This is a genomic window from Agromyces cerinus, assembly GCF_016907835.1.
GTDB classification, from domain to species: Bacteria; Actinomycetota; Actinomycetes; order Actinomycetales; family Microbacteriaceae; genus Agromyces; species Agromyces nitratus.
In genome coordinates this window covers 2,992,206-3,011,238 of the sequence record NZ_JAFBCT010000001.1, presented here as the reverse complement: position 1 = coordinate 3,011,238, position 19,033 = coordinate 2,992,206, and the positions used below count along the sequence as shown (strand labels likewise).

The 19,033-nt window shown below is 64.5% G+C and carries 17 protein-coding genes and 1 tRNA gene; 8 read left to right on the top strand and 10 right to left on the bottom strand.

The genetic code is table 11. From position 1 onward, the window contains the following. Window positions 1-5: 5 nt before the first annotated feature. The 7 genes from JOE59_RS14060 to JOE59_RS14030 all read left to right on the top strand — a co-directional run bounded on the left by JOE59_RS14060 (window position 6) and on the right by JOE59_RS14030 (window position 7,027). Window positions 6-1,013, top strand: a complete 1,008-nt coding sequence (locus JOE59_RS14060; protein ID WP_204461381.1) for a LacI family DNA-binding transcriptional regulator — start codon at window positions 6-8, stop codon at window positions 1,011-1,013. A 196-nt stretch (window positions 1,014-1,209) separates the two neighbouring features. Next, window positions 1,210-2,883 carry a glycoside hydrolase family 13 protein gene (locus tag JOE59_RS14055; protein WP_179552889.1) on the top strand — a complete coding sequence of 558 codons (1,674 nt, stop codon included), beginning with the start codon at window positions 1,210-1,212 and terminating at the stop codon, window positions 2,881-2,883. Window positions 2,884-2,963: 80 nt separating this feature from the next. Next, window positions 2,964-4,322, top strand: coding sequence for an ABC transporter substrate-binding protein (locus JOE59_RS14050; protein ID WP_204461379.1), 1,359 nt, complete (start codon window positions 2,964-2,966; stop codon window positions 4,320-4,322). An 85-nt stretch (window positions 4,323-4,407) separates the two neighbouring features. Continuing rightward, entirely contained in the window at window positions 4,408-5,388 is a 981-nt protein-coding gene (locus JOE59_RS14045; protein ID WP_179551912.1) for a carbohydrate ABC transporter permease, read from the top strand. Next, entirely contained in the window at window positions 5,385-6,350 is a 966-nt protein-coding gene (locus JOE59_RS14040; RefSeq protein WP_179551913.1) for a carbohydrate ABC transporter permease, read from the top strand. The genes JOE59_RS14045 and JOE59_RS14040 overlap by 4 nt, the downstream gene beginning before the upstream one ends. A gap of 55 nt (window positions 6,351-6,405) precedes the next feature. Next, a complete protein-coding gene (locus JOE59_RS14035; protein WP_179551914.1) occupies window positions 6,406-6,804 on the top strand; it encodes an MmcQ/YjbR family DNA-binding protein in 399 nt (132 codons plus the stop codon). Between the two features lie 150 nt (window positions 6,805-6,954). Then, window positions 6,955-7,027 (top strand) — tRNA-Arg (locus tag JOE59_RS14030). 177 nt (window positions 7,028-7,204) lie between these two features. Here the strand turns inward: JOE59_RS14030 and JOE59_RS14025 are convergent. From JOE59_RS14025 to JOE59_RS13995, 7 genes are read right to left on the bottom strand one after another with little or no spacing between them, the layout of a single operon-like run. Next, the gene (locus tag JOE59_RS14025) at window positions 7,205-7,708 is read right to left on the bottom strand and encodes a hypothetical protein (protein WP_204461378.1); all 504 of its coding nucleotides are present in this window, start codon (window positions 7,706-7,708) and stop codon (window positions 7,205-7,207) included. Then, complete coding sequence (locus JOE59_RS14020; RefSeq protein WP_204461377.1) at window positions 7,695-8,876, bottom strand: tyrosine-type recombinase/integrase; 1,182 nt, start codon at window positions 8,874-8,876, stop codon at window positions 7,695-7,697. Before JOE59_RS14020 ends, JOE59_RS14025 begins: the two co-directional genes overlap by 14 nt. Beyond that, window positions 8,873-9,046, bottom strand: a complete 174-nt coding sequence (locus JOE59_RS19140; RefSeq protein WP_239561084.1) for a helix-turn-helix domain-containing protein — start codon at window positions 9,044-9,046, stop codon at window positions 8,873-8,875. The genes JOE59_RS14020 and JOE59_RS19140 overlap by 4 nt, the downstream gene beginning before the upstream one ends. A gap of 16 nt (window positions 9,047-9,062) precedes the next feature. Next, a complete protein-coding gene (locus JOE59_RS14010) occupies window positions 9,063-10,472 on the bottom strand; it encodes a replication initiator (protein ID WP_204461371.1) in 1,410 nt (469 codons plus the stop codon). Between the two features lies 1 nt (window position 10,473). Next, window positions 10,474-10,869, bottom strand: coding sequence for a hypothetical protein (locus tag JOE59_RS14005; protein ID WP_204461370.1), 396 nt, complete (start codon window positions 10,867-10,869; stop codon window positions 10,474-10,476). Beyond that, window positions 10,866-12,272 (bottom strand): FtsK/SpoIIIE domain-containing protein, encoded by a 1,407-nt coding sequence (locus tag JOE59_RS14000; RefSeq protein WP_204461369.1) that lies wholly within the window; start codon window positions 12,270-12,272, stop codon window positions 10,866-10,868. The genes JOE59_RS14005 and JOE59_RS14000 overlap by 4 nt, the downstream gene beginning before the upstream one ends. Then, window positions 12,269-12,667 carry a plasmid replication, integration and excision activator gene (locus JOE59_RS13995; protein WP_204461368.1) on the bottom strand — a complete coding sequence of 133 codons (399 nt, stop codon included), beginning with the start codon at window positions 12,665-12,667 and terminating at the stop codon, window positions 12,269-12,271. The genes JOE59_RS14000 and JOE59_RS13995 overlap by 4 nt, the downstream gene beginning before the upstream one ends. Before the next feature lie 113 nt (window positions 12,668-12,780). On the opposite strand from JOE59_RS13995, the gene JOE59_RS13990 reads away from it, so the two are divergent. Continuing rightward, window positions 12,781-13,542 (top strand): hypothetical protein, encoded by a 762-nt coding sequence (locus JOE59_RS13990; RefSeq protein ID WP_204461367.1) that lies wholly within the window; start codon window positions 12,781-12,783, stop codon window positions 13,540-13,542. Between the two features lie 114 nt (window positions 13,543-13,656). On the opposite strand, the gene JOE59_RS13985 is transcribed toward JOE59_RS13990, so the two are convergent. The 3 genes from JOE59_RS13985 to JOE59_RS13975 form a co-directional block, all read right to left on the bottom strand. Continuing rightward, window positions 13,657-14,928, bottom strand: coding sequence for a P-loop NTPase family protein (locus JOE59_RS13985; protein ID WP_204461366.1), 1,272 nt, complete (start codon window positions 14,926-14,928; stop codon window positions 13,657-13,659). Window positions 14,929-15,307: 379 nt separating this feature from the next. Beyond that, window positions 15,308-16,519, bottom strand: a complete 1,212-nt coding sequence (locus JOE59_RS13980) for a restriction endonuclease subunit S domain-containing protein (RefSeq protein ID WP_204461365.1) — start codon at window positions 16,517-16,519, stop codon at window positions 15,308-15,310. 194 nt (window positions 16,520-16,713) lie between these two features. Continuing rightward, the gene (locus JOE59_RS13975) at window positions 16,714-18,684 is read right to left on the bottom strand and encodes a type I restriction-modification system subunit M (protein ID WP_204461364.1); all 1,971 of its coding nucleotides are present in this window, start codon (window positions 18,682-18,684) and stop codon (window positions 16,714-16,716) included. Between the last annotated feature and the right edge of the window lie 349 nt (window positions 18,685-19,033).

Here is a 19,033-nt window from a genome sequence, read left to right as displayed (position 1 = left end):
ACGGCATGTCGAGGAGACTCGCGGATGTCGCGCGCAAGGTCGGAGTCAGTGAAGCCACCGTCAGCCGGGTGCTGAACGGCAAGCCCGGTGTCTCCGCGTCGACGCGCGACGCCGTGCTCACCGCGCTCGACGTGCTCGGCTACGAGCGCCCGACGAAGCTCCGCGGCGAACGTGCCCGGCTCGTGGGCCTCGTCATGCCCGAGCTGCAGAACCCCATCTTCCCCGCGCTCGCCGAGGCGATCGGCGGGGGTCTCGCGCAGAACGGCTACACGCCGGTGCTCTGCATCCAGACGGCCGGCGGCATCTCCGAATCCGACTACGTCGAGCTGCTCCTGCACCAGCAGGTCTCGGGCGTGATCTTCGCGGGCGGGGCGTACGCCCAGGCCGAGGTGAATCACGACCACTACGCGCGGCTCCGCGAACTGAACCTCCCGACGGTGCTCGTGAACGCCCCGATCGACGGCCTCGACTTCGCCACGGTCTCGTGCGACGACGCGACCTCGATGGAGCAGGCGTTCGGGCATCTCGTGCAGCTCGGGCACGAGCGCATCGGCATCCTGCTCGGCCCGAGCGACCACGTGCCATCGCAGCGCAAGCACGCGGCGGCGCTCCGCATGGCGGAGCGGCACGGCCTCGAACTCGGCGAAGATCGCATCGTGCACTCGCTCTACTCGCTCGAGTCGGGCCAGACGGCGGCGACGAAGCTGCTCGCCGCGGGCGTCACGGGCATCGTCTGCGCGAGCGACCCGATGGCGCTCGGCGCCGTGCGCGCGGTGCGCCGAGCCGGGCTCCGCGTGCCGGAGGACGTCTCGGTGATCGGCTACGACGACTCGGCGCTGATGAACTGCACCGAGCCGCCGCTGACCACCGTTCGGCAGCCGATCGAAGCGATGGGCAAGATGATCATCGAGCTGCTCATGCGCCAGATGTCGAGCGAGCGCGCGATCGGCGACGAGGTCTTCTTCGCGCCCGAGCTCGTCGTGCGCGGCTCGACCGCGCCGGCCAAGCGCTGACACGGCTTCTCCGCCGCTTGCGCGGATCCGGCAAGCGGATGCCGCAATTCCACGCAAATCAACGCAAACTGATGTCGATTTGTTGAATAGTTGCATCATTCTGTTGCTCTCATTACGTTGACGGTCATCGACGCCGTCGTCCTCTGTCGACACGGCGTGCCCAGCCCGTCGACACGAGGAGACGCACCGCGTGACCATGCACCTCACGGATGCCGCATCGGCGACCACGGCCGCCGCTGACGATGCGCCCGACCCGCTCTGGTGGCGGAGCGCGGTGATCTACCAGGTCTACGTGCGCAGCTTCGCCGACTCCGACGGCGACGGCACGGGCGACCTCCGCGGGGTGCGCAGCCGACTCGGCTACCTGAAGGAGCTCGGCGTCGACGCGCTCTGGTTCAACCCGTGGTACCCGTCACCGCTCGCCGACGGCGGCTACGACGTCAGCGACTACCGCGACATCCACCCGGCCTTCGGCAGCCTCGAAGACGCCGAGCTCCTCATCGCCGACGCGCTCGCCCTCGGCATCCGCACGATCATCGACGTCGTTCCGAACCACGTCTCGAGCGAGCACCCCTGGTTCCGGGCGGCGCTCGCCGCAGGACCGGGCTCGCCCGAGCGCGAGCGGTTCTGGTTCCACCCGGGCAAGGGGCCGAATGGCGACGAGATGCCCACCAACTGGGTGTCGAACTTCCAGGGCGACACGTGGACCCGGACGACGAACCCCGACGGCAGCCCGGGGGACTGGTACCTGCATCTCTTCACCCCCGAGCAGCCCGACCTGAACTGGAACCACCCCGACGTGCGCCGCGAGCACGAGGAGATCCTGCGGTTCTGGTTCGACCGCGGCGTCGCCGGCGTGCGCATCGACTCGGCGGGCCTGCTCATCAAGGACCCGGAGCTGCCCGAGGTGCCTGCCGAGCCCGCCCCCGGACAGCACCCCACCGAGGACCGCGACGAGGTGCACGAGGTCTATCGAGCATGGCGGCGCATCGCCGACTCGTACGAGGGCACCCGTGTGCTCGTCGGGGAGGTCTGGGTGCCGGATGCCTCCCGCTTCGCGGCCTACCTCCGCCCCGACGAGATGCACACCGCGTTCAACTTCGACTTCATGTCGCGCCCGTGGGATGCCGCGGAACTCCGCGGATCGATCGACCTGATGCTCGCCGCGCACGCCCCGGTCGGCGCCCCGAGCACGTGGGTGCTCTCGAACCACGACGTCACCCGGCCCGTCACCCGCTACGGCCGCGAGGACTCGGGCTTCGCCTTCGCGAGGAAGCGCTTCGACACCCCGACCGACCTCGAGCTCGGCGTGCGGCGCGCGCGTGCGGCGGCCCTGCTCACCGCGGCGCTGCCCGGATCGCTCTACCTCTACCAGGGCGACGAGCTCGGCCTCCCCGAGGCAGAGCTCCCGCGCGAGGTGCTCGAGGACCCGATGCACTTCCGCTCGGGCGGCGTCGACCCCGGTCGCGACGGATGCCGCGTGCCCCTGCCCTGGCGCGGCACCGAGGCGCCGTTCGGGTTCAGCCCCGCCGAAGCATCCGTCGCCCCCTGGTTGCCGCAGCCGGCCGACTGGGCCGCGCTCACGGTGCAGGCGCAGGAGGCGGACCCGGGCTCGATGCTCTGGCTCTACCGGCAGGCGCTGCGCCTGCGGCACCGCGAGGCGGCCCTCGGCGACGGGCCGATGACCTGGCTCGACGGCGACCCGCAGGTGCTCGCCTTCACCCGGGGCGAGACGTTCGCCAGCGTCACGAACCTCGGCGGCGAGCCCGTCGCGCTGCCCGACCACGAGAGCATCCTGCTCGCCAGCACCCCGCTCGTCGGCGGGCTGCTGCCACCCGACTCCACGGCCTGGCTCCATCGGAGCGCCTGACCGTCGAGGCCGCGGCGAGCGCCATGCCGCGGCACGCATCCAGCAATCACACCTGAACACAGCACCGAAAGGACTGGACAATGAAGTCACCACGCAAGGTCGTGATCGCCGGCATCGCCGCGTTCGCGATGGTCGGCGCCCTCGCCGCCTGCAGCTCGGGAGGCAGCGAGAGCGGCAAGACCGAGCTGCGGGTCGCGACGTTCCCGCCAGGGGCCGACGCCGCGGCGTACGAGGCGTTCGACGCACAGGAGAAGCAGTTCGAGAAGGCGAACCCCGACATCGACATCATCGGCGTCGAGTACGAGTGGGAGGGCCCGACGTTCGCCGTGCAGCTCGCCGGCGGCAGCCTGCCCGACGTCTTCACCGTGCCCTTCACCGACTCGAAGACCCTGCTCGAGAACGGCCAGCTCATGGACGTGACCGACGAGATCGAGGAGCTCGGCTACACCGACAGCTTCAACCCCGTGATCCTCGACGGCGTCACCGACGCCGACGGCCGCATCTTCGGGTTCCCGCGCCAGGCGTACGCCATGGGCCTGCACTACAACCGCACCCTGTTCGAGCAGGCCGGGCTCGACCCCGACAGCCCGCCCACCACGTGGGACGAGGTGCGCGAGGACGCGAAGGTCATCGCCGACGAGACCGGCAAGGCCGGCTACATGCAGATGACCCAGAACAACACGGGCGGCTGGCAGTTGACCGCGGCCACCGTCGCTCGCGGCGGCAGCACGCAGACCGACAACGGCGACGGCACCTACACGTCGACGATCGCGAACGACGGCACGAAGGCGTCGCTCGAGTTCCTGAAGGAACTGCGGTGGGAGGACGACTCGCTCGGGTCGAACTTCCTGCTCGACTGGGGCAGCATCAACCAGGAGTTCGCGGCCGGCAACATCGGCATGTACACGACCGGCTCCGACATCTACACGGCGCTCGTGCGCGACTTCTCGCTGACCCCCGATGACTACGGACTGACGGTCATCCCCATCGAGAACGACGGCGGCACCCTCGGCGGCGGCGACATCGCCGTCGTGAGCCCCACGGTCGACGACGAGACGAAGGCCGCGGCGATCACCTGGATCGACTGGTTCTACATGCAGAAGCTCCTCGACGAGGATGCGGCCGTGCTCGACGCGAAGACGCTCGCCGAGAGCGACCAGGCCGTCGGCACGCCCCTCCTCCCGGTGCTGAACCGCGAGGCCTACGAGCAGTCGCTCGTCTGGATCGAGCCCTACATCAACGTGCCGCGCGACCAGATGACCCCGTTCATCGACGGCATCTGGGAGCAGACGCCGGTGGGCGAGCCGAAGGGCAAGACGCAGGAGATCTACGCCCTGCTCGACCCGGTGGTGCAGGCCGTGCTCACCGATCAGAACGCCGACATCGACGCCCTGCTCGAGCAGGCCGACGCCGAGGCGCAGGCGCTGCTCGACGAGTAGCGCACTGAGCGGATGCCGCGGCGCGGGCCTTCCCCCGAACCGCCCGCGCCGCGGCATCCGCTCTCCCCGAGCACGAAGGACCCAGATGACCCTCACCGCGAAACCGCCCGCCGCGGCCCCGTCCGCAGGCGAGCCCGCCCCGCCCTCGACCCCCGCACCGCGCAGGCGCACGCGGAACCTCCGCACCTGGGTGCAGGGCGGCGGCCTCTCGACCCTCGCCTTCCTCGCGCCGATGCTCATCGTCTTCGCGATCTTCAGCTGGTCGCCGATCGTGCAGTCGATCGTCATGAGCTTCCAGCAGACGAACCTCCTCGACCCGCCCACCTGGGTCGGCCTCGACAACTTCGCCGCCGTGCTGAGCGACCCGCTGCTCGGCACCGCGATCCTCAACACGCTGTACTTCGCCGTGCTGGCGCTGCTCTTCGGGTTCCCGCTGCCGATCCTCGTCGCCGTGCTGATGAGCGAGGTGCGGCGCGGCAAGGGCTTCTACAGCGCACTCGCGTACCTGCCGGTCGTCGTGCCGCCGGTCGTCGCGGTGCTGCTCTGGAAGGTCTTCTACGACGCGAGCCCGACCGGGCTCTTCAACACGATCCTCGGCTGGTTCGGCATCCCGGCACAGCCGTGGCTGCAGTCATCCGCGACGGCGATGCCCTCGCTCGTGCTCGAGGCGACCTGGGCCGCAGCCGGCGGCTCGATCATCATCTACCTCGCCGCCCTGCTCGCCGTGCCGCCGGAGCTCTACGACGCGGCGGAGGTCGACGGCGCCTCGATCTGGAACAAGATCTGGCACGTCACGCTGCCGCAGCTCCGCGGCATCCTGTTCATCATGCTGATCCTGCAGGTCATCGCGACCGCGCAGGTGTTCCTCGAGCCCTACCTCTTCACCGGCGGGGGGCCGAACAACGCGACCGTGACGATCCTGCTCCTCATCTACCGCTACGCCTTCCAGAACAGCCTCGGCGGCGACTACGGCGAGGCGACGGCCCTCAGCGTGATGCTCGCGGTCGTGCTCGCACTGCTCAGCTGGCTCTACTTCAAGCTCACGAACCGCTGGAGCACCTCATGACGACCACCCCGACCGCACGGGACATCCGGCTGCCCCGGCTCTCGCTGACGTCTCGAAAGGCGAAGCGCTTCGACGACGAATCGCGCGACCGCGGCATCGTCTCGGACTTCGACGGCAAGAAGCGCGGGGTCAGGCTCGGCATGGGCGGTGTGCACTTCGCGCTCTTCGTCGGCCTCGTCGTCGCCGGCCTCGGCCCGCTGCTCTGGCTCGCGAAGTCCGCGGTGACGCCGACGCAGGACACGCTGCGCCAACCGCTCGCGCTCTGGCCGAACGGCATCGACTGGCAGAACCTGCAGTCGGCGTGGGTCGAGGTGCACATCGACCAGTTCTTCTGGAACACGATCGTGATCGCCGCCGGCTCCTGGTTCTTCCAGCTGCTCGTGGCGACGACCGCGGGCTTCGCGCTGTCGGTGCTGCGGCCGCGGTACGCGCCGATCCTGAACGGCGCGATCCTCGTCACGCTCTTCATCCCGGCCGTCGTGCTGCTCGTGCCGCTGTACCTCACGATCGTGAACCCGCCGCTGCTCGGCGAGGTGTCGCTGCTCAACAACTACCTCGCGGTGTGGCTGCCGGCGGCGGCGAACGCCTTCAACATCCTGCTCGTGAAGCGCTTCTTCGACGCGCTGCCGCGTGAGGTGTTCGAGGCGGCGAAGACCGATGGGGCGGGCCCGTTCCGCCTCTTCTGGTCGATCGTGCTGCCGATGTCGAAGCCCATCCTCGGCGTCGTGTCGGTGTTCGCGATCATCGCCGCGTGGAAGGACTTCCTCTGGCCGATGCTCGTGCTGCCGGACCCCGCCGTGCAGCCGCTCTCGGTGCGTCTGCCCGCCGTGCAGGGATCGATCGAGCTCGACGTGTTCCTCGCGGCGCTCGCGATCTCGACGCTCATCCCGGTCGTGCTGTTCCTCCTCTTCCAGGGGGTCTTCCTGCGGTCGGCGGGGCTCGGGGGAGCGGTCAAGGGCTGACGGCAGCGGATGCCGCGGCTCGCGCGGTGTCGCCGGTGCGGCGTACCGTGGGCTCGTGGAGCACCCCCGAGTCGTCGACCCGCGGCATCCGCTCGTCGAGCGCGTGCGCGCCGTGTGCCTCGCGCTGCCCGAAGCGGTCGAGGTCGAGGCGTGGGGCCGGCCGACGTTCCGCGCGGCGAAACCGATCTTCGTGCACGTGAGCGCCTCGATGGAGCGCCCGCTCTCGATCGTGCTGAAGACCGACCCCGACGAGCATCACGCGCTCGTGCAAGACGGGCGGTTCTTCGGCCCGCCCTACTACGACCGCGACCGCTGGGTCGGCGTCGACCTCGATCGGCCCGACACCGACTGGCGGCTTCTGGCCGAGCTCATCGAGACCTCGTACCGCCAGGTCGCGAACCGCCGCCAGCTCACGGCGCTCGACGCGCTGCGTCCCGAGCACGCCGACGGCTGAGCTGCGCCGGTCGTTCCGTCGCGAAGGCGGCGCCGGGTCGGTCGAGGCGGGGCGCTCGGAGTCGCGGCGGCGCTCGATTGGCGAGATCCGAGCGGGTGCGTTAGAGTTACGTGGTTGCCTGATCGCGAAGGAAGCGCAGGCGACATGACTGCGCCCGTAGCTCAACGGATAGAGCATCTGACTACGGATCAGAAGGTTGGGGGTTCGAATCCCTCCGGGCGCACACTGGTTGAGACAGTAAGAGAACGGCTCGCGAAAGCGGGCCGTTCTTGTTTTCTGGCGGTTCATCGGGGTTTCTTCCTCTCGTCAATTGTCCAGCACGTTGCTGGACGATTTAGTCCAACGGGCCGTTGGACGATTCACCGAGACTGCTGACAGCAACCGTGACAGCAACGGTGAGCTACCAGGGCGGTGGAGTGTCGACCTCACCCACTTGGAAGCCTGTCTCGAGGAGCTGGTTCCGTACGGTCGCAGCATCTACCGGTGTCCGGTCGAACCGGCTGAGGAGCATCACCAGGTTGCCGTCGGCATCAAGGGTCGGATCCTGCAGGCGCAGCGAGAGGCGGAGTGGCTGCAGCGCGAACATGACGATGGTCGCTGCCGACCAGAACATCTTGAGTGCGACCGTGCCGAAACCGTCGAACGAGATCTCGACGATCGGGCCAGCTCGCCTGGAATCGAAGTCGGCCGCGATGAGCTCCGCATGCTCGGAGGGATCGAACGAACTCGACGGTTCGAGATCATTGAGTGAGAACGCCCCGACGACCGTGCCGAAACTATCGATGCGCGCCGAGTGATCGGGCGTATGCGAGACGGCGACCCGTTCGCCGAGGGCTGGATTCGACGCAGCCTTCCCCTCGAGTCTCACGATCACACAACCGGTTCCAGATTCAGGGCTGGACATCTTGCGCTCCTTCGCTTGTCGAGGTGAGGGTATCCGCGGCCTCCGTCAGGAGGTCGTCCATCGCTGATGCCGCTTCGGCCAGAGCGGTCGGCATCACGTGCGCGTAGAGATCTGTCGTGATGCTCAGCGTCGAGTGGCCGAGCAGATCCATGACCACTCGAGGAGGGACTCCCTTTGCGAACAGCAGGGATGCGCAGGTGTGGCGGAGATCATGGAACCGAATCCTCGGTACCCCGGCCGACACGATCAGGGCCTCGAAATCTCGCCGCAGGTTGCTCGGCTCGATCGGCGTACCGAGTGATGTCGTGAAGACGAGGTCGAGCGGGTTCGCGCGGTTCGCGCCGGTTAGTTCCGCTACCTGGGCAATGCAGTGCAGTCGGAGCGAGCGCGCGGCCGCTGCAGGAATCGGAATGCTGCGTCGTGATCGAGCTGTCTTGGGCGGCCCGAAGACGCGACCATGACCCGCGCCGAGTCTCTGCATCGTCTGCCGGACATGGATCATGTTCCCATCCAGGTCGACATCCGACCAGCGCAGCCCAAGGAGCTCGCCTCGGCGGAGGCCGACTGAATACGCGAGTTCGAACAGCACATGGAGCCGGTGCGGCTTCGCTGCTGAGCCGAATCGAGCGGTCTCCTCAGGCGACCACACCTGACGCTCAGACCTCTCGAGCTGAGGCTGTCGTACAAGCGTGCCGACGTTTCGTACGATCAGCTCCTCACGAACCGCCTCGGCCAGCATCGACCGCAGCACTGCATGCGTGAGTTGTGTGGTCCTCACGGATACACCTGTCGATTGCACGGCGCCATGAAGTTTCCGCACGTGCGCAGGCGTCAGGCGTTCGAGGCGGACGTCGCCGACCGTCGGGAGGATGTACTTGCGGATCACCCAGGCATAGTTCGACTGTGTAGCGGGTCGCAGCGAGCTGACTCCGTTTGTAAGCCAGTGCTCGGAGTACGTGCTCACCGTCCATGGAGTCCCAGCCATCGGTACTCCGCGTTCCGTATTCGAGATCAGCTCGCGGAGCTTGGTGTTGACCTCCGATCGCGTGCGCCCATAGACCTCCTTGCGCTGCCGAGCACCATCTGGTCGCAGGACGTATGTCGAGCCAACCCATCGGCCATCCTTGCGTTGATAGACGCTGCCTTCGCCGTTGGCGCGCTTGCTCATCGGACCAGACTCGCTTGCGTCAGTCGCTCGGCGTACTCGCGGACTGCACTCACTGGGACTCGCCGCGAACGACCGATCTTCACGCTCGTTATCGCATTGAGCCGCATCAGGTCGTACACCGTCGACCGACCGATGCCGAGGGCGTCAGCGACCTCTTCGGGGGTCAGCATCAGCTTTTCCATCTCTTCACCTCTCTTCGTTGTTGGTTTGCGTTGCAGTTCGTCGGTTCAGACGCCACTCACGCGCTGCGGCCGCGGATTCGGCTGCGAGTGCCGCATCACCCGCGGACAGCCAGCCCATGCCGACGAACGACCAGGAACTGATGATGAGGGTCGTCTCCTCGCTGTCGTCCAAGTTCGGATCGGGCGCGATAGGCGGGGTCTTCTGCTTGCGTTGCCAGTCGCGCCGAGCTGAGCGCAGTCGCCCGAGGGTCGTCGAGTATCGGCGCGATTTCGTGGAGAAGTGGCCGCGGAAGCCGAGCATGGATTCCCAGCGGCCGAGCAGTCGGTAGCTGCTGTTTTCATCAAGCGCAGCAGCCCGGCCGGCAACGGCAACCAGTTGGCGGATGGTCGCGATGTGGGGACGAGAGCTTCCCGAGCTCGTGGAAGCGAGATCCTCTGTGGCCTTGGTCGCATACTTGGCGATGTAAGCGGCGACGGCGCGATCGGTCAGCCGACCATCCTCGGTGTCGACCTGACGGTGTACCGGGCGCGCATCGCACTGTCGACCCCACTTGAGCCGTCGGGATGCGCTCTCGCCGGGCAATGGATCGGCGATGACATCGACGGCTGCAGCTGCCACTTGAATGAGGTTCGCGAGGCCGGCCGCGGTCGTCGGTACGCGCGGCGCGGGGAACGGATTGGCTTCGTTGCCGTCTCCATCGAGTCGAATGAGCGCGTGGAAGTGCACGGCACCGCGCCGCTGGAACTCGGCGACCTTGGCGAATTGAACACGCACGAGCTTCCGGGCCGCGGTCTCGCTGACGCCGAGCGAGGCGGCGAGTTCGCGGCGCAGTCGGATGACGAAGCGACGCCACAGTTCGGGTGCGTGCCACTGCCAACTGATGTGCGACTCGTAGTCGTAACAGTCGATGCAGAGCGGCTCGCCGATTGCGGGGGAGTCGTGATCATGCGTCGCCATGCACCAGGTCGGTCGGCCGTGCGGGCAGAGCTTATGTGCGCGTGGGCGGCAACGAGCGAGACCACGACTCGACGTTCGTGCAGAGTGCACCGAGCCGAACGAAGGCGCGGTAAGGGTGGCGAAGACGAGCGGATGCTCCGCCACAGAATCGGGGACACCCTTCGAGCCACCTGCAGCACCGGCAACTACGAGATGCCACATGTCGGCTTTGTACTCGTAGCTGCACGACGGGCACCGCGCGGCTCGACGATTGCCGCAGCGGACGTAGGTCACGCCGTCTGGCTCAGAGGACGAGGTGTAGTGAGCGAGCTGGTCGCCAGTCCGTGAATCGAATGTCGAAGTAGAGCCGACGAGACGCACCGGCTGCGCGCAATAGCCCGTGCCCGAGACCTGGTCCATCCAGCGCTCGAAGTCAGGCCGGCGCAGCCGGTTTGTCGCCTCGTCGATGTATGACATGTCAGTTCAGGTTCACCGTGGCGGTGCAGGTGATCAGCGTGCCCGCCCACAGCACCTCGGCGTTGTCCGGTCGGCACGCACGAAGGTCGTTGCCCTGTCGCTCCTGCGCGGAGTTCCACGCCTCGATCTGCCAGTCCATGCAGCTCGCATCTGCGATGAGGAGATTCTCGTCGAGGCTCTCGGCGCGGCGAGTGTCGAACGCACTGGCGTACCCTTCGTCGTTCATCTTGAGATTGCAGAAGTTCTCACGGGCCATGTCATAGCCGGCCGTGTACGAGACGGACCTGGCGTCGTAGGTACTGCGTCCGACGAGGTGCCCCGCCGCGAACACTCCAGCCACGAGGGCGCGTGCGGCGGTGGGCGCCGCGAGGAGGGCGAGCTGTCGCTTGTTGATCATCCTTCTTCTCCTTTCGGGGTGCGCCGAGTTCGGCGCGACCGTGATGCCGAAGCGGGTTCGGCCACGGCGGGTTCGGGCGTAACGATGGGAATCTGATGCGGTGCGGCGAAATCGCGAGCAGCAGAGCGGATCATCTCGTCAGTGACAGTTCCAGCGCGGACCCGCACAGGGTCGCTGCCGTCGTCAGGGACGATGTACCCAGTGCCCGGCATCGTGGGTGGAATGCGGTGACACAGTGCCCCCTTGTCACGCATACCTTCGCCGAGGACCATCGCCGTTTCCATCGCGTCACGAAGACGAAGTCCGATCGTCTGAGTGAACAGGCCACGAGCCGGAAGCGTCTCTTTGCGGGGATCCTGCAGACATGCGAAGACGGTGTAGCCGACTGCGCGACCTTGGGAACAGAGCAGAGCGATTGCGTTGTTCGCGCGTCGCATCAGTTCACGGTCGGCCTGGTAAGCCGTGAGAGCTGCCATCTCATCGATGAGCACGACGATATGCGGACTCGCGATCGTGGCGACGTGTTGCCGCGTTGAACCCGAGAGCTCAAGGGCTCGCGCCTGCATGCTCGCGACGGCTTCCTCGAGGAGCTGCACAGCTTGCTCGGGTGTGTGCCCGAATCTGGTCAGCAGCTCACGGCCCATGCCGAGTTCCATCGCTGACTTGAGGTCGATCCCGTGCACTTGGACCAACCCGGAGCGAATCGACGAGGCAAGCCCGAGGATGAGCCCCCACACGAGCGAGGCCTTGCCCGAACCTGAGGAGCCAGCGACGAGGGTGTGCGGCCCAAGACGCATCGTCCACGGCGAGCCGTCCTCGCGAAGCCCCAGCGGTATCGCGCCCAGATCGACGGATGTCGCGAGCGGCAGAGCGAACACCTGTTCCAGAGGATCGCTGAACGCGACCATGACTGTCGCCCCACCGGGCGCCGCTGACACTGACACGCGGCGTGCGCCGAGGTTCTGAGCGATCGCGTCTGCTCGGGACTCGAGCTGCTCTCGCGTCATGCCGAGCGGGAGTGTCACGCTCATCCAGAGCACGCCTGCGCTCCACGAATAGCTCGTGAACGCCGGGACCGTCCGTGGGCCGTCCGTGACGTGTGCTGCGCATCCGAGCCGAAGCATCAGTTCGGGCCACACACTCGAGAGCCACTGGACATAAACGCGACTGCGGCGCTGGCGCTCGTGATCGGCAAGAGTCATCCGATTGCGGTATCGGCGCAGCAGGTGAACGCCGAGCCAAAGGGCAACGATGGTCCAGAGGGCGATCGCGATGCCGTCGAGCCAGCTCAAGGTGACGCTGACGATCAGGAAGACGATCGAGAGTGCCTTGTGTTGCTGCCAGGTGTCAGCGATGGCTATACCCCACCAGCGGACCTCGCCCCTGAGGTCGATGGCCATCATTCACCGCGCTTCGACGAGCCTGCAGGCTTCATGTCTGTTGCGCGAAGCGAGAACGCAACGCGGGGTCGCCCCCCACCCTCCTTGACGTAGGGAGTCACGGTAAGACCGTCGAAGACAACCGGGCGGAAGGGCAGCCCATTCATCTCCGGCGGCGGAGTCGGCTCGACGGCTGATGCGATCTTGACGCTGACTTCACCTTGCCCCTTGCGGGCGTTCGGGTCGGCATCGATGACGCGCACCGTCCAAAGCGGCTTGCTCGTCAGCTTGTCGTGCTGCTGGCCGGCCTGCTGTCCATCGTCGGTCCATTCGATGACCCGTTCGACCTCGCCGACCATGAAGGCTCCGGCGGGGAAGAATGCTCCGAAGTCCACGGGGATCGCGTTCTGAATTGCCATGTTTGTCCTCCTAGGTCCTGCACGATCCAACCGGAGCGTGCGTAAACAGCATTACTTAAGTACTGCACTTAACGCAAGTCCAAAACTCAAGCTGGTGTCATACGATTGCCGCCATGACCGAAAAGGCGATTGGTGACCTGGACCTCCCGCCTGTTGTGAGTGGGCTTATTACCAAGCTGGCAACGGTTTCGACATCCGTGGATCCGTCGAGATCGCGGCACACTGGCTCGCGAGGCGCGTGGATCCCGATCGACTCATTTGCTCCTTTTGCCGAAGGGCAGAGCGTCACGGAGCGATCAGATGGATTCTTGTACTTGGCTACAGGCGTCAGCACCGAACTAGCGGACCGCGCCGCCGATCTGCGCGCACTGATCACCGCTTATGCGCAGCGTGTGGCAACCCGTCGCCCTGAGCTGGCCGAACTCGCTCGCTGGCAGCGCGTTTCCCCGAGCGCGCTACGTCATCGCTACAACGACCTGCACGTACAGGCGATTCGGGAGCTAATGGCTGAAGATCCCCTGATCGATATCGTGATTGAGCCCTTCACAACCGTGCTCGACGAGCATTTTGAGGGTTTGTCACCCGCGCTAGACGAACAGCTCGAGCTTCGTCGCCGCATGCGGCGTGCATGCGCGGATGAGTTCGTTGCCCTCTATGGCGAAAGTGCGCACACACAGATGGGCTTCGCCGCGGTACCGACCAATCCCAGGTCGACACGAATGCTTGTCGACTTCGGCACGTTTATGACGGTCGCGCTCAAGAGGCGTGATCCTGACCTCTTGCCCATCTACGCCGAGTGGGTTACGCGTTTCGAGAAGCGGAAGGTAAAGGAGCACTCTTCCACCTCCACGCGAATCCGAAAGCCGGCGACCTAAAGCGTCCCTTTGGAGCGCCTAGGGGACCGCGAGGTCACTGCGAGGACAATGGCATCCTTGTGATGAGGTGCAGCGAGGCGAGCGGCTTGGTCCAGTTCATGCGGTTGATCCGCATTACTCCTCGGGACTCGGTAGCGTCCAATGGCCGTACTGCAGGTAGAACGCAAGGAAGGGGTCCGCGACCGTAACTTCGTCGTCTTTGTACACGAAAGCCGCGTCACTAGTTCCGCGCCCCTTGCGTGCTATCTCGGCCATGTGGCCGAGGGCGCTGGAAAGTTGTTGGTTGTTTGGCGCGTCAATGAAGTGCCGATCGAGTTCCTTCGAAAGGGCCGTGTAGGGGTACTTCAGGCGAGGGCTCAGTGAGCCGATTCCCAGTAGCGCCGCACCATAAACGTCCGTCGTGCGCCTGTCCTTCAAGGTCCGTGCCACTCGTTCCTGACCGCGGCGAGCCGGGCCTTTGCGGAGTTTCTCAAAGATGCCGGGAACGTGCCGGTCTGCGACGGTCCGAAAGAAGGTATCCCACGATGGCGGTTCCGCGAGTACCTGCGTCGCCTCGGTGGACTCATAAATCCCGTTGCCGAAAACGAGTTCCTGACAAAGCTGCTGCATGATGAAGGGGGCGCCGAGGCTGACCCGGGCAAGGGAACGTCCGAGTGAACCGTCCGAATCAAGAAGCCCAAGGACGCGGAACCCGTCTGCAGCGATCTGGATCAGTTCGTCGGCCTTCCACGGCTCTACGGTGACGTTCCAGAACCGTCCGTTCAGGTCGGGGTTATCGCGCACAGGATCAAAGGCCACGTGCGGAACGGCGATTAGCACAACATGTGTCTTGAGGATCAACTCCTTCACAACCAGTGCAATCTCCTTGCGGAGGGAGGGGTCTTCGATGTAGTGAAAATCATCGAGAATGACGGGCACGGGCGTATGCCCGAGGTATTCGAGCACCGTGCTCGCCGCGCTGCGCACTTGACGCCCGGTGATTGCCTCACTCTTACTGAACGCGGGCCGGACACCAACCCTCGCTTGCAAGAATTCCGGAATGCCGACAGTTAAGGCTGCCTCGATACTTAGGTCGTCGCCGTCCGTGAATGTGGTCGACACTTCAGTGAAGGCGTCCAGTTGATCGACGATTGCCTCCCAAAAGTCGTCAACGCTCTTTAGTCGATTTCCGCTCACCCAGACGGCGAAGTTTCGCGGGAGCATGTGCTCTACCAAAACGGTCTTTCCGGCTTTACTTGGGCCGGATATCAACAGGCACTTGCCTCGCTGTCGGAGGTATGCCACAAGTTCAGATTCCAACGCCGTACCCTTGCGGGGGTTGTACGTGAGCGCCGGGTAGTTTCCCGCGACGAAGACATCAGCGACTTCGATCGGTTCATGCCTCATTCGGTCAATATAGCGGAGCCGTTTCGCCCGGCAGTTGGCCGGCTGGACCCCTCTGATGGAGCACGCAGCTCGAGCCCGCCGCGATTGGCGTTTCGTGCTTGGTGCCAGCCCCGGGATGCCCAACGCGGCGCCGGAAAGCGACGGGATCAATGTCGGACTCCGCAGCCGGCAGCGTGGTCCGGTTTGCCGTTCAGGACGATGAAGTCGTAGCCGACGGTCTCATCAAGGCGTCAGGGTAGGGAAATGGCTACCCTTCTTTGCCATGGAGGTCCAATCCGGGTCATGGTGAACGCCACTGCGCTCGAGCCAACGATTGGCGTGACTACCAACACCCGAAGATGCGTTGATGGCATTCGAGCAGACGGTTTAGAGCTGCCGGCTATCGCGGGATGGTCGATAGATCCACGTCTGACGGGATATGCCTAGCGAAGACGGTGTCCAGTTCAGCGCCTACCATCTCCGCGAATCGCAATGCGGTCGCCCTCGCTTCGGCGGCATCGACAACGCTCCGTTGCCACGCCAGATCAACAGCACCGCTTCGATCCGTTGGGAGCGGGATAAGGAGATTCGCGAAATGCACTGGGTACATGTGTTGTTGCCCTGAGGAGCCAGTCTGCACGGTTGAGGTCTGTCGGCGCCCAATCCAAGAGTTCAATACGAGGGCTACGTACTCGGGGAGCGCCATCCGGGCGTCAATCGTCAACGTGCAGACATCCACAGAGGCCACTGCGTGGTGAGCACCTGCCGGGACTACGCCTGCTCGGCCCAGACTGCCCTCGCCCGTCATGTTTACGAGCAGTTGTCCCGGTTTGAGGAACTGAGTCCAGCCTTCGTTATGCGCTCGCTCGCAACTGGCCATGCTGAACTCTGGGTAGTTGACATCCTTCGACTTAACAACCTGGACGTCCCCATCTGCCGAGTACTCGGATGGCTGAACGCCTTTGCGAGTCTCAATGATGAGGTCCGAAAGGCTTCGGTGTCCCACGGAAGCGATCGCGGACTGCAGGCTTCGGATCTGTGGGGCGAAGGATTCTGCATCCATGCGCCGCCGAACGGCCACGCTGGAGATCGGTTCCGCCCACACTTGGGCTGATGAAGTACCCCAGCTCCCTGCATTCTGACCGATCACGGCCTCGATCATCTCCTCTGCGCGTCTCACGCCATTGAGCGAAATGCGTACAGCGGATTCGGCCTCCAGCCAGCGGTCACCGATTGCTTGGCGCACCTGTGTCGGCAGTAGGGGGATCTGCAACTGAAGAAGATCCTGAGGATAGATCTCGATCTGTCGCGAAGAACCTCGGTGCAACCGCACGATCTGCTGCCGACCGAAGGGCGTCTGGAGGTAGGCGCAGAGATATGCCGCCTCAGTGTTGGTTCCCCGCACGGGAAGGACCGTCACGTGACCGTCTGCGACAAGGGAATCACTCCCTGTGTATAGAAAGGTCCGTCCTGCCGAGCCAACGCCCGTGGAGGTAATGAGCAATGAGTTCGTGGGAATTAGTCCGCCTTGATCTGCGAGTTCAGACAGGTCGACGAACTGAGCGGGGGCGCCTGAAATCTGAAAACGACGGACGTTTGCTGTCTTGACCACTCGGACATCGCCCGAGTCGGCATAGGTCGGACTTGCACCCCTAGAGGCGTCCAGTACGAAACTCTCAAGAGTGGAGCTCCCCGCCCCCGAAATGGCTCGATCGACGCGTGCGATACGCGGGTCAAAGAACTCGGGATCCGCGCGCCCCTGGGCGACGACAGAGCTTACGGACCCGGACCAGAACTGAGCCGACATCAGAACCCGAGCCCCTGAGTTTTCTTCCACTCCAGGAAAGCACTTGCGATTTCATCAAGATCGCTGTCCACGGCAGCCGACTTATCTGATTCAACAACGGCACGGCCGTCAGCGTCGAGCAGACGCCCCTTCTCATCAGTCCTGTACACGTACCGCCCGCGATTATCCTTGCCGGGCTTTGAGCTAACAGCCATGAAGACCGGGTAGTCGTCGAGCCGATCCCCAGCAGCTCCACCCCATTTCTGGAGGAAGACCACGCTTGTCTTGATGCTCGCGAATGGGCGGAACGTGTAGTAGTGGAGACCGACAACCGCGAGTAGTCGAGCCCTGCCCAGCACGTAGTTCCGGAGACCAGCTAGCCCGATGTTGTTGAGGTTGCCTTGTGGCAGGACGATGGCCATTCGCCCGCCGGGCTTTAGCAGGTCCAGGCTTCGCTCAAGGAAGAGAATGTCGCGTTGCATGGAATTGACGCGCCGATTTCTGCCGGTCGCTCCGTTCCCCGCAGCGGCCTGTTCCTCGTCGTCCTCGCTAGCGGCGAGGAGCCCCTGCGACGCCATATCGAAAAGGTCGTATGCGATGAGCTGGGGGCGTCCCGACACCTTCCCTGAGAATGGCGGGTTGGTTAGGACCATGTCGAAGTCACCGTCGACTGTCGTCTTCGTGAAGGGGCCGATCATGCTTGCGGCCTTGGAGTTCTGCCAGTCACGCACGTCGAGAGAGTTCACGCGAACGATATTCGTTTTGCCATCCCCGGCGACGATCATGCTCATCTTCGCAACGCGCACAAGTTTGTCATCGAAGTCTGCACCGAACAGATTCTCATTCGCATACTTGTAGCCGTCCGCGGGGGCCCAGTCATTCTGATCTCGCACGTGCATCAGCGAGTGGATCAGGAATCCGCCTGAACCACACGCGGGATCAATGACCTTCTCACCATCCTGAGGATTCAGCATCTCCACGGCCATTTTCACCACTGGGCGCGGTGTGAAGTACTGCCCCTTCTGCCCCTTTTGCTCGGGATTGACGAGATACTCGAAGGCCGCGTCCATGACTTCGAGATTCGAGTGTGCGAGGGTGAACGGTTCGAGGACCGAGGTACAAAGACGGAGCGCATCAGACGTTAGCTTGATCTGCTCTCCGGCATCGAATAGATCCGAGGCTCCAGGCCGCTTCTTCGCCTCTTGGAAGAGACCATCAATCCTCTGATGCAGCTGTTCATCGCTCGCAGCCGAGGCACGGAAGCGACACGGATCTCCTGCTTTGGCCTTGGTTCGAATCTCGTCGTGGATCTTTGCGAAGAAGAGTTTCAGGAGCTCGTCAAACGCCCCAACACCTGCGTTCGAGAGAGCGTCGTGCTCGAGACGCTCGACTAGCGCTCGGAGGTCCTGAACCGGTCGGAGGTCGCCAGGTGTCAGCGGCTTCAGGACCTCGTCGAGTGACTCACCATTCTTCGGCACGCGTGGAATGTCTCGGAAGGTGTATGGGCCCTTGCCCGACGAAGGGTCTTCCTCACGCAGTACGTGCACGGCGTCGTCGCCGTTTGACCAAGTGCCAAAGAAGCAGCCTGTCCATCGAAGGTAGCTTCGGAGCTGCTCAATCCCGTCACCTACTTTTGGGCGCTTAACTTCCACAATGATGTACGGGTCAGTGTGGGCATCATCGTTGAATACGACGATGTCTGCGCGTTGACGTTCTGCGTCTGAACCCATCTGGATTGGCCACTCCACCGCGATCCGCGACAGCGGATACGCCATTTCCGTTACCATCCTGCGAAGGACGAGCTGGCGGACGATCTCTTCGGGCTTGGCTTTTAGCCAGCGCTTCCTTTTGAAACAGAAGACCTGAAGCGTCTCATTCTCGACTCGCAAGTCGAGTTCAGAGAGCTGTTCGGGGGTGAAGCTACGAAGGCCGTGGCCGGTTGTGCCTTGTTCGATGGCCTCGGCAAGAAGTACAGATTGTTCGAGTTCCACGATGTCCTTTTTGAGCAGGCAAGTTTGGGCGGGCAAGCCACGACGACGCCTCCGAAGCAGCAAGGCACAAGTCTATTTGGGGCAGCGGACACTCCCCGGACGCAACGCTGGCGTATGTGTCGTGAGAACTTTCTGTACTCATTCAAGCGCCGGCCGCAAGCGGCCGTCGGGCCCGGCGGGTTGCGGTGCGTCCGGTCCTCGCTTCGCTGCGGTCCGGGCGCTCCTCACCCACCGGATCGACGGCGGGGAGACTGGCGCGGTGGGGCATCGAATGCAGAAGGGCCGCCCATCTCTACCGATGTCTACCGGAGTCTAGGAGATCACTAGATTCGGCGGCTCGGCGAGATGC

Coding starts and splice junctions, on each gene's coding strand:
- JOE59_RS14060 (WP_204461381.1), top strand. CDS start 6: ATGTCGAGGAGACTCGCGGATGTCGCGCGCAAGGTCGGAGTCAGTGAA.
- JOE59_RS14055 (WP_179552889.1), top strand. CDS start 1,210: ATGCACCTCACGGATGCCGCATCGGCGACCACGGCCGCCGCTGACGAT.
- JOE59_RS14050 (WP_204461379.1), top strand. CDS start 2,964: ATGAAGTCACCACGCAAGGTCGTGATCGCCGGCATCGCCGCGTTCGCG.
- JOE59_RS14045 (WP_179551912.1), top strand. CDS start 4,408: ATGACCCTCACCGCGAAACCGCCCGCCGCGGCCCCGTCCGCAGGCGAG.
- JOE59_RS14040 (WP_179551913.1), top strand. CDS start 5,385: ATGACGACCACCCCGACCGCACGGGACATCCGGCTGCCCCGGCTCTCG.
- JOE59_RS14025 (WP_204461378.1), bottom strand. CDS start 7,708: ATGTCCAGCCCTGAATCTGGAACCGGTTGTGTGATCGTGAGACTCGAG.
- JOE59_RS14020 (WP_204461377.1), bottom strand. CDS start 8,876: ATGAGCAAGCGCGCCAACGGCGAAGGCAGCGTCTATCAACGCAAGGAT.
- JOE59_RS19140 (WP_239561084.1), bottom strand. CDS start 9,046: ATGCTGACCCCCGAAGAGGTCGCTGACGCCCTCGGCATCGGTCGGTCG.
- JOE59_RS14010 (WP_204461371.1), bottom strand. CDS start 10,472: ATGTCATACATCGACGAGGCGACAAACCGGCTGCGCCGGCCTGACTTC.
- JOE59_RS14005 (WP_204461370.1), bottom strand. CDS start 10,869: ATGATCAACAAGCGACAGCTCGCCCTCCTCGCGGCGCCCACCGCCGCA.
- JOE59_RS14000 (WP_204461369.1), bottom strand. CDS start 12,272: ATGATGGCCATCGACCTCAGGGGCGAGGTCCGCTGGTGGGGTATAGCC.
- JOE59_RS13995 (WP_204461368.1), bottom strand. CDS start 12,667: ATGGCAATTCAGAACGCGATCCCCGTGGACTTCGGAGCATTCTTCCCC.
- JOE59_RS13990 (WP_204461367.1), top strand. CDS start 12,781: ATGACCGAAAAGGCGATTGGTGACCTGGACCTCCCGCCTGTTGTGAGT.
- JOE59_RS13985 (WP_204461366.1), bottom strand. CDS start 14,928: ATGAGGCATGAACCGATCGAAGTCGCTGATGTCTTCGTCGCGGGAAAC.